The organism is Microbacterium sp. NPDC087868 (genome assembly GCF_044900755.1).
Lineage (GTDB): Bacteria > Actinomycetota > Actinomycetes > Actinomycetales > Microbacteriaceae > Microbacterium > Microbacterium galbinum.
The window spans coordinates 686739-700614 of sequence record NZ_JBJDNO010000002.1 but is presented as its reverse complement, the minus strand read 5'-3'; the positions used below and the strand labels follow the sequence as shown (position 1 = coordinate 700614).

General features: G+C 67.7%; 14 protein-coding genes. 10 read left to right on the top strand and 4 right to left on the bottom strand.

Annotation, left to right across the window (positions count from 1 at the left end; all coding sequences use genetic code 11):
* Positions 1–26: 26 nt before the first annotated feature.
* The 3 genes from ACI2JZ_RS08780 to ACI2JZ_RS08770 all read right to left on the bottom strand — a co-directional run bounded on the left by ACI2JZ_RS08780 (position 27) and on the right by ACI2JZ_RS08770 (position 3664).
* Positions 27–962, bottom strand: coding sequence for a serine hydrolase (locus ACI2JZ_RS08780; protein WP_404597240.1), 936 nt, complete (start codon positions 960–962; stop codon positions 27–29).
* Positions 963–1073: 111 nt separating this feature from the next.
* On the bottom strand, positions 1074–3038 hold the full coding sequence (locus tag ACI2JZ_RS08775) for a M13 family metallopeptidase (RefSeq protein ID WP_404597239.1): 1965 nt from the start codon (positions 3036–3038) through the stop codon (positions 1074–1076).
* Between the two features lie 65 nt (positions 3039–3103).
* A complete protein-coding gene (locus tag ACI2JZ_RS08770) occupies positions 3104–3664 on the bottom strand; it encodes a DUF1992 domain-containing protein (protein WP_404597238.1) in 561 nt (186 codons plus the stop codon).
* A 217-nt stretch (positions 3665–3881) separates the two neighbouring features.
* Here ACI2JZ_RS08770 and ACI2JZ_RS08765 point away from each other — a divergent pair, with 217 nt between their 5' ends.
* Positions 3882–5204 (top strand): MATE family efflux transporter, encoded by a 1323-nt coding sequence (locus ACI2JZ_RS08765; protein ID WP_404597237.1) that lies wholly within the window; start codon positions 3882–3884, stop codon positions 5202–5204.
* A 117-nt stretch (positions 5205–5321) separates the two neighbouring features.
* On the top strand, positions 5322–5513 hold the full coding sequence (locus tag ACI2JZ_RS08760) for a hypothetical protein (protein ID WP_247633715.1): 192 nt from the start codon (positions 5322–5324) through the stop codon (positions 5511–5513).
* Between the two features lie 62 nt (positions 5514–5575).
* Here the strand turns inward: ACI2JZ_RS08760 and ACI2JZ_RS08755 are convergent, their stop codons facing one another.
* Positions 5576–6205: a TrmH family RNA methyltransferase gene (locus ACI2JZ_RS08755; RefSeq protein ID WP_404597236.1), complete on the bottom strand. Its 630-nt coding sequence runs from the start codon at positions 6203–6205 to the stop codon at positions 5576–5578.
* Between the two features lie 70 nt (positions 6206–6275).
* Here ACI2JZ_RS08755 and ACI2JZ_RS08750 point away from each other — a divergent pair, with 70 nt between their 5' ends.
* The 8 genes from ACI2JZ_RS08750 (at position 6276) to ACI2JZ_RS08715 (ending at position 13824) form a co-directional block, all read left to right on the top strand.
* Complete coding sequence (locus ACI2JZ_RS08750; RefSeq protein ID WP_247624387.1) at positions 6276–7574, top strand: Nramp family divalent metal transporter; 1299 nt, start codon at positions 6276–6278, stop codon at positions 7572–7574.
* Positions 7575–7610: 36 nt separating this feature from the next.
* Positions 7611–7910, top strand: coding sequence for a hypothetical protein (locus tag ACI2JZ_RS08745; RefSeq protein ID WP_247624386.1), 300 nt, complete (start codon positions 7611–7613; stop codon positions 7908–7910).
* Between the two features lie 195 nt (positions 7911–8105).
* On the top strand, positions 8106–9551 hold the full coding sequence (locus ACI2JZ_RS08740) for an LPXTG cell wall anchor domain-containing protein (protein WP_404597235.1): 1446 nt from the start codon (positions 8106–8108) through the stop codon (positions 9549–9551).
* Between the two features lie 98 nt (positions 9552–9649).
* Positions 9650–10282, top strand: coding sequence for a metal-dependent transcriptional regulator (locus ACI2JZ_RS08735; RefSeq protein WP_404597234.1), 633 nt, complete (start codon positions 9650–9652; stop codon positions 10280–10282).
* A 95-nt stretch (positions 10283–10377) separates the two neighbouring features.
* Positions 10378–10683, top strand: a complete 306-nt coding sequence (locus ACI2JZ_RS08730) for a hypothetical protein (protein WP_404597233.1) — start codon at positions 10378–10380, stop codon at positions 10681–10683.
* Positions 10680–12485, top strand: coding sequence for an alpha/beta hydrolase (locus ACI2JZ_RS08725; protein ID WP_404597232.1), 1806 nt, complete (start codon positions 10680–10682; stop codon positions 12483–12485). Before ACI2JZ_RS08730 ends, ACI2JZ_RS08725 begins: the two co-directional genes overlap by 4 nt.
* A gap of 77 nt (positions 12486–12562) precedes the next feature.
* A complete protein-coding gene (locus tag ACI2JZ_RS08720; protein ID WP_404597231.1) occupies positions 12563–13153 on the top strand; it encodes a hypothetical protein in 591 nt (196 codons plus the stop codon).
* Between the two features lie 161 nt (positions 13154–13314).
* Positions 13315–13824, top strand: coding sequence for a hypothetical protein (locus tag ACI2JZ_RS08715; RefSeq protein WP_404597230.1), 510 nt, complete (start codon positions 13315–13317; stop codon positions 13822–13824).
* The last annotated feature ends 52 nt before the right edge of the window (positions 13825–13876 follow it).

Sequence of the window (13876 nt, the reverse complement as noted above, 5' to 3'; positions counted from 1 at the left end):
AGCCTAGCGAGGGGCCCTTCGCGGGGTCAGTGCGTGTACTCCATGAGTTCGACTCCGAGCACGCGGAACGCATCGTGGGCGCGCAACCGGTGGGTGATCGAGAGGTCGTCGAAGCAGACGATGAGCGAGTAGGCCACCCCTGCGCGGGGGCCGGCGAGCACGCCCGCCTCGGCGCGCACGCCGCGGTCGCGCCCGGTCTTATTGACGAAGAGGAGGCCGTGCGCGTCGTGGTCGTGCGCGAACGGATCGAGACCGGTGGATGCCGCGACCAGGCTGAGATCCTGGTTGAGGCTGAGCCACTCCGACACGCGGGCGCTGACCGCAGCGTCGACGACGGCAGAGTTCACGAGGGCCGAGAAGAGGCCCGCGAGCTCACGCGTGGAGCCGACGGCGACCTGCGGGGCGTCGTCGGGTCCGCGCTGGTCGCGGAACCGGTCGAGCACCGCGGTGCGCCGCAGCCCGAGCGCTTCGATGCGCTCGCGTACGCGGTCGTGGCCGACCTTGCGAAGCAGGGCGTTGACGGCGATCGGGTCTCCCGCGGTGGCGGCGAGCACGGCGAGGTCTTCGAGCGGCAATGCCGGGGCGTGCAGGTGCCGCCACAGCCCCGAGGACGAGACCTCGTCGACGCTCGATCGGTCGATGATCTCGAGCGGGTCGAGGGCACCGCTCTCGAAGCCGGCGGCGACCTCGATGAGGAGAGGCACGACACCGAGTCCGGCGACCGGCATGGTGACGTGGTCGTCGCCCGCGAGCACGTGCACGTGGCTGTCGAGATCGACGACGTGCACCGACACCTGGGCTCCGGAATCGACCAGATTCTCGAGGGCGCCGAGCGTCGCGGTGAAGGAGCGTCGGCCGACGGCTGTACGCCGAGGACTGCGCCTGCTGGGGCGCTGCGAGCGACGCAGCACCGCGTTCGAGCCGTCGACAGGCTCGGGAATCGAGGGTTGGGGGGAGCCCACGCGTGATCCTTACCGGGGGGATGGATGGCGGGATACCGAGGGGCTCGTCCCCCGCGGCAGGGCTATCGTAACCCCGCCGCGTGGGACGGCCTCACAGACTCCGGTGATTGGTCACCAGATCGTCACGCGTGCGTCTTCTGCGAGCCACAGAGCGTCGCCGGAGGTCACGTCGAACGCCTCGTAGAAGGCGTCGATGTTGCGCACGATCTGGTTGCAACGGAACTCGTTGGGCGAGTGCGGGTCGATCGTGAGCAGGCGCAGCGTCTCGGCATCGCGGCTCTTCTGCTGCCACACCTGCGCCCACGAGAGCAGCAGGCGCTGCACACCCGTGAGCCCGTCGATCACGGGTGCCTCGGCCCCGTTCAGCGAGAGCTCGTACGCCTTGAGCGCGATGCCGAGACCGCCGAGGTCGCCGATGTTCTCACCGATCGTGAGGGCGCCGTTGACGTGGTGCTCGGCGTCGAGCCCCTCGGGCACCAGCGCGTCGTACTGCGCGATGAGGGCCTTCGTGCGCTCTTCGAACGCCGAGCGGTCGGCATCCGTCCACCAGTCCTCGAGGCGACCGTCGCCGTCGTAACGGCTGCCCTGGTCGTCGAAGCCGTGGCCGATCTCGTGTCCGATCACGGCGCCGATGCCGCCGTAGTTGGCGGCCGCGTCGCGGGACGCGTCGAAGAACGGGTACTGCAGGATCGCGGCCGGGAACACGATCTCGTTCATCGACGGGTTGTAGTAGGCGTTGACCATCTGCGGGGGCATGTGCCACTCGGTGCGGTCGATGGGCTTGCCGACCTTATCGATGTTGCGATCGTGCTCGAAAGTCGAGGCCCGGCGCACGTTGCCGAAGAGGTCGTCGCGGTCGATCTCGAGGGTCGAGTAGTCGCGCCACACCTCGGGGTGCCCGATCTTCGGGGTGAAGGAGTCGAGCTTCGCGAGCGCACGCTCGCGCGTCTCGGCCGTCATCCACTCGAGCTCGGTGATGCTCTGCCGGTAGGCCTCGATGAGGTTCGCGACCAGCTCGTCCATCGCGGCCTTGGCCGTCGCCGGGTAGTGCCGCTCGACGTAGACCTTGCCGATCGCCTCGCCGAGGGCCCCTTCCGTGAGCGAGACGCCGCGCTTCCACCGCTCGCGGAGGGTGGGCACGCCGGTGAGCTGGGTGCCGTAGAAGGAGAAGTTCTCCTCGACCAGGTCGTCGGTGAGGTACGCCGCGGCGGCGTGCACGACCTTGGCGCGCAGCCACGCCTTCCAGTCGTCGAGGCGCTCGGCGACGAGCAGCGTGCCGAGGCCCTCGAAGAAGCTCGGCTGCGACACGACGACCTCATCGAAGGCACTCGGGTTCGACGGAGTGACCGCCTCGCGCCACGGCGTCAGGTCGACCCCGGCGAGCTCCTGCAGCTCACTCCAGGTCTTGAGGTTGTAGGTGGCGACCGCGTCGCGGCTGCGCACGTTGTCCCAGTGGTGGCCGGCGAGCTCGGTCTCGAGCGCGATCGCACGATCGGCGTTCGCCGCGGCATCCGTGATTCCCGCCAGCGCCAGCAGGCGCTCGAGGTGCGCGCGATACGCCGCACGCGTCTCGGCGAAGGTGTCGAGACGGAAGTAGCTCTCGTCGGGGAGCGACAGCCCGGCCTGCACCAGCACCGGCACGTAGCGCTCGGGGTTGCCGGGATCGCCGTCGACGTAGAGCCCGATCACGGCGGCGCGGCCGTCGCGGTCGTAGGCGCCGACGGTGCGCAGGAAGGAGGCGACATCGTCGATCGCGTCGATCTCGGCCAGGGTCTCGGCGAGGGGCGCCGTGCCGGCGGCGGCGATGCGCTCGGTGTCCATGAAGCTCGCGAAGAGGTCGCCGATCTTGCGCGCGAGGGTGCCGGGCTCGGCATCCTGCGACTCCTCGATGATGGCTCGAACGTCTTTCTCCGCCTGCTCGGCGAGCAGGTGGAACGACCCCCAGCGAGCCTTGTCGCCGGGGATCTCGGTGCGGTCGAGCCATGCGCCGTTGACGTGGCGATAGAGGTCGTCCTGCGGGCGGATGTCGGAGCTGAACTCGTCGAGGGCAAGGCCCGAAGGAAGCGCATCAGTCATACGCTCCACCCTAGGACGCACCCCCGACATCGTGTCCAGGGCAGGTGCGATTCCGTCACACCGCGTCAGCGTCTGCGCAGTCCGAATCGGCGTCGCCTCGGGGTCTCGGAGGCATTCGCCGCCGCAGCCGCCGCCCGCTCGGCACGGCGTTGCGCCCACGCCTCGACCTCGACCTCCACGTCGCGTGGCTCGGTGACGACGGGCGGTCCGCCCTGGAGCTGCCGACGCGCCTCGCGCACGCGACGGTTGAAGTCCTCGAGCACGGAGCGCACGTCGGCTTCGCGCCCGAGCAGATCGAGCTCGGCATCCAAGCCCCGATCCTCCGTGCGCAGCAGCAGCGCGGGCGGTCCGAGACCGGTGAGGTTCTCGGTCTCGATCTTCCGGCGGATCCACCAATCGGGATCGTGATGGTCGCCGAGCCCCTCGAGCGGCTTGCCGGCGCCCGGCAGATCGTCGAAGTCGCCGCGTCGGATGGCGACCTGGATCGCCGTCTCGATGAAGGCGGCGCGATCGACGGCCGCGGCGATGCCCGGCGCCGCGCCCTCCTCGTCGTCGATCTCCTGACCGTGGCGACGCGCCTGCTGCCGCGCCCGATAGCGTGCGGCCTCCTCACGGGGATCCGTCATGACGCTCCGATCTGCTGCATCCGATCTCTCCCAGCCTACGACCGGCATCCGCCCGGGTCGCGGGATCGTCGCGACCGCACGTTCGGGAGGAGATCTCCTGCAACGTAGGATGCTTCGGCGATAATGATCCTCCGTTCCGTGAGTTCTCCTCCGTCACTCGCGCGGATCGCCCCCGACCGGGCGTCACCATGTCGGCAGCGGCCAATAGGCTCGGAGGATGACCGCGCGCCGCTCCCTCAACCGAGAGATCCTGCGACTCGCCGTCCCCGCGCTCGGTGCGCTGATCGCCGAGCCGGCGTTCCTCATCGTCGACGCCGCTCTCATCGGCCACCTCGGCACGACGCCCCTCGCCGGCCTCGGCATCGCCGGCGCCGTGCTGCAGACGATCGTCGGCCTGATGGTGTTCCTCGCCTACTCCACGACGCCCGCCGTCGCCCGCCGTTTCGGGGCCGGACAGCCGGGAGAGGCCGTCAGCGTCGGCATCAACGGCATGTGGCTCGCGCTCGGACTCGGTGCGGTGCTCGCGGTGGTCGGCGCCGTGTCCTCCCCCTGGCTGGTGTCGCTCTTCGGCGCGAGCGAGGCGGTCTCCGCGCAGGCCAACGACTACCTCGTGATCTCGATGTGGGGCCTGCCGGCCATGCTCATCGTGTTCGCGGCCACGGGCCTGCTGCGCGGCCTGCAGAACACGATGACCCCGCTCTGGATCGCGGGTCTCGGCTTCGGCGCGAACGCGCTGCTCAACGTGCTCTTCATCTACGGACTCGGGTGGGGCATCGCCGGCTCCGCCGCGGGCACGGTCACGGCCCAGTGGGGCATGGTCGGCGCTTACGTACTGGTCGTGCGGCGGCTCGCCGCGAAGCACGACGCCTCGCTGCGGGCGCAGCGCGACGGTCTCACGAGCACCGCGAAGTCGGGCGGATGGCTGTTCCTGCGCACCGTGAGCCTGCGTGTCGCACTGCTCGCCACGGTCGCCGTCGCGACCGCGGTCGGCACCGACGAGCTGGCCGGTTGGCAGATCGTCTTCACGATCTTCTCGGCCGCCGCCTTCGCACTCGACGCGCTCGCCATCGCCGCACAGGCTCTGATCGGCAAGGAGCTCGGCGCCGGTGACGAGCGGCAGGTGCAACGCGTGCTCGGGAGGACGGTGGCGTGGGGTGCCTGGTTCGGGGTGGTCGTGGGCGGTGCGATCGCCGCGCTCTCGGGCGTGCTGGGGATCGTCTTCACGGGCGATGCCGAGATCGCCGCCCTCGTGCAGCCCGCGCTGCTCGTGCTCGCGGTCGCGCAGCCGATCGCCGGCGTCGTGTTCGTGCTCGACGGGGTGCTCATGGGCGCGAACGACGCCCGCTATCTCGCGCTCGCGGGCGGGCTCACCCTCGTACCGTTCCTGCCGACACTGTGGATCATCTCGGTACTCGGCGTCGATGGATCCGCAGGACTCATCTGGCTGTCCGTCGCCTTCTTCGGCGTCTATCTGCTCGCACGACTCGCCACGCTCGGCTGGCGCGTGCGCTCGGGCCGATGGATGACGGCCGGCGTCTAGTCCTGCACATCTGAGTCGTTCGACGCGTTGTCCACAGCTCGCGTTCCGCGCGAAATCTCACCCCGACCCGGCCTGGCAGTCCGAAGCTCCGCGATCGACAATGGAGGAATGCTGAGCATGAACGAACCGCAGGTCTGGGTGCTGATCGGCGTCTTCGCCGCGGCCATGTTCGGCATGATCACGATCGTGTCGACGCTGTTCATCCACGTGATGAAGACCGAGATCCGGAGCGTCCACAGCCGCATCGACGCACTCGACCGCGACGTCAGTGCCCTGTACCGGCACGTCCTCGGCATCGATCGCGACTGATTCCGCCATGACTGCGCGTGAGGGTCGGCGACGAGATCCGGGTCAGCGCTCGACTGGGGTGATCAGTCCGCGTACCGGCGGCACCACTCGTACATGATCACGGCCGCCGCGGCGCTCGCGTTGATCGAGCGCGTCGACCCGTACTGGGTGATCTCGATGTGGGCGGATGCCGCGGCGAGCGCCTCCGCCGACAACCCCGGACCTTCCTGACCGAAGAGCAGCACGCACCGTTCGGGCAATTCGGCCTTGTCGACCGGCACCGAACCCTCGACGTTGTCGACGGCGACGATCGGCATCCCCTCCGCTGCCGCCCACGCCGCGAACGTCTCGATGTCTTCGTGGTGCACGACGTGCTGATAGCGGTCGGTGACCATGGCGCCGCGCTTGTTCCACCGGCGGCGTCCGATGATGTGCACGGTGTCGGCGAGGAACGCGTTGGCGCTGCGCACGATCGATCCGATGTTCATGTCGTGCTGCCAGTTCTCGACGGCGACGTGGAACGGATGCCGATGCGTGTCGAGTTCGGCGACGATCGCCTCCATCCGCCAGTACCGGTAGCGGTCGATGACGTTGCGGGTGTCGCCGTGCTCGAGGAGCTCGGGGTCGTACTCCTCACCGGTCGGCCACTCAGAAGCCCCTCCGGGCCAGGGCCCGACGCCGTGGGTGGTGCGCTCCGGCGTCTGCTCTTCCATCCCGTCAGGCTATCCGTCGTCGGACCCGAAACAGATTTCGGTGCGCCTAAATATCCGCTAGGGTTTCGGTGTGCCTAAAAATTCCTCGCTGATCGACGCCCCGGCCACCCGCACCGCGCCTCCGCGCAGCCTCTGGTTGCTCGGCCCCGCGCTCGTCGCCGGTGTCGCCTATCTCGACCCGGGCAACGTTGCCAGCAACATGACCGCGGGCGCCCAGTACGGCTACCTGCTCGTCTGGGTCGTGGTCGCGGGAAACGTGATGGCCTGGTTGATCCAGTACCTGTCGGCCAAGCTCGGCGTCGTGACCGGCCAGAGCCTGCCCGAGGTGCTCGGGTCCCGCCTGCGCAACCGCTGGGCCCGGCGCTCCTACTGGTTGCAGGCCGAGCTCGTCGCGATGGCGACCGACCTCGCCGAGATCATCGGCGGCGCGGTCGCCCTCAACCTCCTCTTCAACGTGCCGCTGCTGCTCGGCGGGTTCATCACCGGCGCGGTCTCGATGATCCTGCTCACGGTGCAGAACCGCCGGGGCGCACGTCCCTTCGAGTTCGTGATCATCGCGCTCATGGCGATCATCACGATCGGCTTCGTCGCGGGTGTCTTCGTCGCACCGCCGGACCCGGCGGGTGTCGTCGGCGGCCTCGTCCCCCGCTTCGAGGGAACCGGATCGGTGCTGCTCGCGGCATCCATCCTGGGCGCCACGATCATGCCGCACGCCATCTACGCGCACTCCGCCCTGAGTCGCGACCGGTTCGGCGCCAATCCCCGTCTGGCACCCGCGGATGCCGCGACCGAGGCCGCGCGCACCGAGCCCTCGCGCATCCGCCGCCTGCTCACCGCCACCCGCTGGGACGTCACGATCGCGATGATCATCGCGGGCTCGGTGAACCTCGGCATCCTGCTGCTGGCCGCGGCGAACCTCGCGGGCGTGCCGGGCACCGACTCTCTCGAAGGTGCGCATGCCGCCCTGGCCGCGGGTCTCGGTCCGGTCGTCGCCACGTTCTTCGCCGTCGGCCTGCTCGCCTCCGGTCTCGCCTCGACATCCGTCGGCGCCTACGCCGGAGCGGAGATCATGCACGGTCTGCTGCACGTACGCATCCCGCTGCTCGCGCGCCGACTGATCACGCTGATCCCCGCTCTCGTGATCCTGGGACTCAACGTCGATCCGACACTCGCGCTGGTGCTCAGCCAGGTGGTGCTGTCATTCGGCATCCCGTTCGCGCTCATCCCCCTGGTGGCGCTCACGGCGCAGAAGCGCACGCTGGGAGTGTGGGCGAACCGCGCCTGGACCACCGTCGCCGGGGTCGTCGCCTCGGTGCTGCTGATCGCGCTGAACGCCGCCCTGCTCTGGCTGGTGCTCACGGGGGCCTGAACCGCAGGCGCCCGGGGCGCGGATAGGCTCGATGTCATGTCTGCCGACACCGCCCGCCGCAACGTCCGTCTCCTCAGTTGGATCGGACTCGCGACCGGACTGCTCGGGGGCGTGCTGGTCGCCTTCCCGACCGTCATCGGCCTGGCCAGCCCGTGGGTGCAGCTCGCTCTCGGCATCGCGACGCTGGTGCTGGCGTTCCGCGCCCGCAAGATCGGCATCGCCGAGGTGCCCGACTACGACGGGCGCTTGTCGCTGGCCGGGGCGATCCTCGGATTCCTCGTGATCTTCTTCGCCGGTCAGGCCGCGTTCGGCATCCTGGTCGCCGTCGCGAACTGACCCCCGCGCCGAAGGGCGCGTGCTGACGAGACCGCTGACATCGCCTCCGCCTGATTCGGGGGATCAAGACGTCAATGGAGTGAGCATTCAATGCTGCGATACCGCGGCAGATCAGCTCGCCTCACCACGTCGCTTCGTCGCGCCAACCGATGGAATCGGTTCCGTTCGCTGCGCATGAGCCAGAAAGAGATCCACATGAGTCACGCCGCAGAACGCCGAGAGCGATCGCACGCCACCGGTGTCGGGGCCATCATCAGCATCGCTGTCACGGTGCTCGCATCCGCCACGACCACAGCACCGGCGAACGCCACGGATATCGCGGGAGTCACCGACATCGAGATCATGAGCGACGCTCCGTACCTCACCGGGGCCGACTATCAGATCAGCGCGAACTGGGTCCTCCCTGCCGAGGCGTCACCTGGTGACGCTTTCACCCTCGAGCTCCCTGACGCCCTCGCCGCCGATGACGCGATGTTCGACCTGCACGATGCCGACGGCCAGGCGATCAGCAGATGCACCGTCACCAACTCCGAACTCACGTGCGTCGTCGGCCAACTCACCACTGCCTGGGGCGGCGCCACCGGGACACTCTCGTTCACCGCCCGGTTCCTCGAAGCATCGACCGCCGAATCGATCCAGTTCGGCACCGGTGACGGATCGATCAGCGCTCTCGTCCCAGGCGGCGTCCATGACCCCGCGAACGACACACTTCCGCCAGCCGACCGCACTTCTGTACCGAGTGCCGTCACGACGAACGACCAGGCAGAACGTGCGGGCGAATCGTTCACGGTGACGACCAACGTCACCGGGCGAGGAAAGGAACGCGCCGCGACAGTCGACTTCGTCCTCTCCTACACGTATGTCTTCGACTTCCAGACCTTCGACGGCAGCGTCGTGATCAGAGACGGCGCGACCGGAGGCATCGACGGGGTACCCGAGGGCGCCGCCGTCACACTCCGCGAGTATCTCCCCACGACCGTGGGCCTGAACTTCGGCACTCCCGTCTTCGCTGGTCCCGGCGTCACGAGCAACGACGACGGCAGCGCCTCGTTCACCGCCAGCGGCAGCACCACCGCGATCAGCGTCGACATTCCCGCGATCCTGATGGGACGCTACGGATTCGAGCTGGACGCCACAGGCAGCGGGGCCGATCTCGCCGCCGGCACCGCGTACACCGTGACCGCGAGCACCACCTTCGACGGCGAACCCGAAAATCATACTTTCACCATGTACCCCGCCTTCGGTTCGTTCTTCTACACGCAGGAGTACCCGGAAGGAACCGTCGTCACCCTCACCGTGAACTCACCCGCCATCGACGGCGCGACCTCCGGCATCCCGAGGTTCACAGGACCCAGCATCGTCGATCACGGCGATGGCACGGCGACATACACAGTCACATCCAACGCGGATTCCATCGTCGCCATCATTCCCGTGACGGCGGTTCCCCCCACCCCGCCAGCAACTCCGGCACCGGCACCGACGCCGACCCCCACAGCCGGTTCCCCGGTCGTTGGCCATGCGAACAGGACCACGCTTGCACAGACCGGCTCAGACTCCGCTCCTCTCATCGCCGCCGCAGTGGCGTTGCTCCTCGCGGGTGGTTTCGTTCTCCTCGCCCGCCGACGACGCACTACGGTCTGAGCGTATGGAGCCGCGCATCGGCACGGTGGTGCGCGGCTCCGAGGTCACGAACTGACCCCGGCCCGGGCCGCAGGGGTGGCCTCACCTAAACTGGTGCGGTGGCATCCCCGGCAGCAGACGACTACCTGAAGACGGTGTACGCGCACACCGAGTGGCAGGACGCCCCGATCACCCCGTCGGTGCTCGCCGGCAAGCTCGGCATCGCCCCCTCGTCGGTCACCGAGATGGTGAAGAAGCTGGCCGCGGCCGGCCTCGTCTCGCACGTGCCCTACGGCGCGGTGCGCCTGACGGATGCCGGAACCCGCCGCGCACTCGCGATGGTGCGCCGCCACCGGCTGATCGAGACGTGGCTCGTGCAGGAGTTCGGCTACGGCTGGCACGAGGTGCACGACGAGGCCGAGGTGCTGGAGCACACCATCAGCGACCGCCTGCTCGAGGGCATCGACGCCCGCCTCGGGCGCCCGCGTTTCGACCCGCACGGCGATGCGATCCCGGATGCCGACGGCCACGTCGAGCGCGTGCCGTTCGTGCTGCTGGCGGATGCTCCGACCGGTCACACCGGCACGGTGCTGCGCGTCGACGACCGCGACCCTGAGCTGCTGCGCGCCCTCGAATCACTCGGCCTCGACGTGTCGTCGACCGTGCGGGTGACGGCATCCGGCGTCGAGATCGACGGCGCCGAAGTGGAGCTGCCCGAGGGTGCGGCCGAGGTGGTCTGGCTCGGGGCGTAGGGCGCATACGTAGTTTCCACATGCTTTCGTTCGCCGAACGGAAGAGGTCTCCGAACTCGATATCGTGAATCGGTTTGAGGATCTGGGGGGATTCCGTGGCAGAAGACGTCAGCGTCACCTACTCCGTGCTGTACACGCAGCGCTTGGCACTCGAGGTGGCAGCGCGAGATGTGGCGGATGCCATGGACTCCGCGCACAGCACCGACACCGGCGTGCAGGCACCGGTCGGGCGCACCTCACTGCGCGAGATGCTCGAAGGCGCGCTCGGCGAGACGCGGGCACACGTCGAACTCGGCGAACACGACGTACAGGTGGTGATGGGCCGCATCCGGGATATCGAGACCCAGACCGAGGAACTCGATATCCGACTCGGAGCCGGCTGGGAGGACCTCCCGCTGTGACCACCTCGCCCCGCGGCTACCCGTTCGAGACGATCGCCTACGACGTCGGACAGATGAATACCCTCCATGAGCGCCTGACCACCGCGAAGGAATCGGTCGAGCAGATGCAGCTCGTGCTGAACAACCTCACCGACCACCTCGAAGGATCGGGCGCCGCCATCGACCGTGTACGGAGCAGCGCCGGCGATGTGTCCGCGGCCCTCAAGAGTCCGAGCGACCGCATCGAGCGCCTGTCGGGCATCGTGCTTCGGTACGGCATGGCCGTCGAAGCTCACGGCGGGAAAGCGAATCAGCTGATGGCCGATGTCACGGCGGCGCAGACCTCGCTCGACACCGCGCATACCGAGGTCGTTCTCGCGGAGACCGAGTTGAGTACCTGGGCGCGAAGCGACGACTATCGTTCGTGGAGCGCGGGCGAGGAGACCGAGACCTCACCCTCCACCTTGCTCTCCCGTGATGACCGCTTTCGCGAAGCCGTCACGACGGCCCAAGGTACGCGCGATCGCGCTGCCGAAGACCTCGCGGATGCCTGGACGGCGTGGGAGAAGGAATTCGAGGCCTGGGACGACGCGTACGCGCGCGCCGTCGCCTCGCTCGCCCGCGTCGACAGCGGGTACGTCAGTACCGCGGACGCCCCTCCGCTGGCGGCCTTGGCGGATGCCGACAGCCCGGAAGAGGTCGCTGCCATCTGGGACGCGATGACCGAGGCGGAGCGTGCTCGGATCGCAGCGTCCTACCCGGAGTTCATCGGGAACCTGGAGGGGATTCCGTACGAGTACCGGATCGCCGCCAACGTCGCCGTGCTCGAAGAGGCGAGTAAGACGTCGTGGGGCGAGCCTCGGGATGGGGAGATCGCCAAACTACTCGCGGAGTTGCGGAAAGGCGGGCTCCCGGTCTCCCTGAACCTCTTCGATAAGAACCAAGCAACTGCGGCAATGCTCTACGTCGATGGGTTCGAGTACGATCCTGCTCAAACAGTGGACCCGATGGACGGGGTGACGAATGTGACGGTCCTGCTCGGCGGGATGCTCACTGAACTGAGTCACGTGGGTGACTGGGGAGAAACCGCGAGCAACGTGAACAAAGGTGTCGCCCGAGACGGTGGGCGCGGAGCAACGATCGTGTGGTTCGGGTACGACACGCCTAACTATGGAACGGTGGGAAGCATGGATCAGGCCGTCACGGGAGCCGAGTCGTTCACCACCTTCTTACGTGGACTTGAATACGAAGCACCGCGGGATGCCGTCACCACCGTGATCGGGCACTCATATGGCAGCACGACCGCCTTCCTTGCCGTCGGGAGTGCCGACGACAACCTTGGAGTCGACAACCTGATCGCCGTGGGATCTGCCGGGCTGGCCGATCGGGCGTTGGGAGACGACCCGCACGCGCGCGTCGATTACTCCGGGACTCGGATATACGCTTCGACCTCCCCCGAAGACAATTGGGCGCGCAAAGGACGTTGGGCCCCCGACGGCATCAATGTGACCAGATGGGGGACCCACGCCATCGATCCAGGCAGCATCGACAACGCTGTCTCGTTCGATTCGAACGGCGGCTACGGGCCGAACCTCGATGGTTCGCAGCCGACGCCTGATCATCACGATGGCTCCCCACTGCTTCAAACTCCGGGTCATGGCACCCATGACGAGGGGGACTGGTCGATCGGAACGACTGGCCACCCGGGTGGATACCTCCAGGACGGGTCAGAGTCGTTCGCGAACATCATCGAGATCATCAACACTGGTGACCCGCTCACGACGCCCGGAGGTTATGGCAGCGACGACTGGTGGCTCTGGTGATTTCGACCACTCCTCGGCCCCAACGTCGACCACGGCTTCTCACCGGCATCGCCCTCACACTGACGGGACTCATCCTCATGACTTCGTGCCAATCTTCCGAACCCGCCCCGACCGGTGATGATCTGTTCGCGGATGCGGAGAGGACGTACATCGAGTACCGCACCCTCGTCAACGGCGTCCAATCCGTCCTCTCGTCGGGCCCGTGGATCGTTGGCCAGCTCGGCGAGTACGGCATGCAACCCAGTCATTGCGACAACGACACCGGCTATCAGTTCAGCCTCGGACGCCTCCTGCGCCTCGACGTCGCCGACAGGAACAGCAACGCCGACGCCATCGAGCAGCACCTCCTCGATATCGGTATGACACCCGGACGCCGCACGCTGGGCGAGGGAGCGAAGTCCCTCATCCAGATCGAAGCACGCGACGAACAAGGGCTCGAACAACTCCTCATCGAATTCGGTTCCAACGGCACCGCCGTCGTCTCCGCCACCACCACCTGCCGCCCCGGCGACGCAGGGGAACTCGGCGATCTCCTCTTCGGCGACGTCTACTTCCTCGGTGACTACCTCCCGATCGACACCGAATCCCCCACAGACCCCCTGTTCTTCGGCATCACCCCCGGCGACCCGCAGTTCGTCCGCGACCCCACTCCCACGCCAACACCGTGAACGCCGCTCGACGAACTCGCGGCGGTGCCCTGACAATGGCAGGAATTCAGGTCCTCACCGGCATCCTCCTCATGACTTCGTGCCAGTCTTCCGGACCCGGAGCGACTGGCGATGCGTTGTACGCGGAGGCCGAGCAGACTTACTTCGACTATCGAGGCTTGGTGAACGAGCTTCAGCTCGCTCTTCACGACGGCCCGTGGGAGATCGGCCAACTGGGCTCGTACGGCATGCAGCCGCTGCGTTGCGACGACGGAAACGGCTACTACTTCAGCTTGCACCGAAACGTGATCTCGGACGGGGACAAGCGTGAGTACTACGCAGACCTCGCGGAACAGTTTCTCGCCGAGCAGGGATTCTCCCCCGCCCGTGGAACGCTGGGGGCAGACGACCACGACGGCCAACTGATCCAAGTCGTTGTCCGCGACAAGGGTGACTTCGCGCTACTACTCGTCGAGTTCCGCAAGAATGGCAACATCGGAATAAGCGCCGACACCCGCTGCCGCCCGGGCGATTCGTTTGAGCTGGGGGACATGCTCTTCGGCGGTGAAAACCTCGGCCAGGGATATCTGCCGATCGATACCGAGTCCCCGACCGACCCCCTGTTCTTCGGCATCACCCCCGGCGAACCCCAATTCGTCCGCGAAACCCCGTCGCCGACACCTGCTCCCTGACCCGTGCGTAAGATACATCGCAACCGCGTCGTTCCTACGGCGAGTGCCCTCG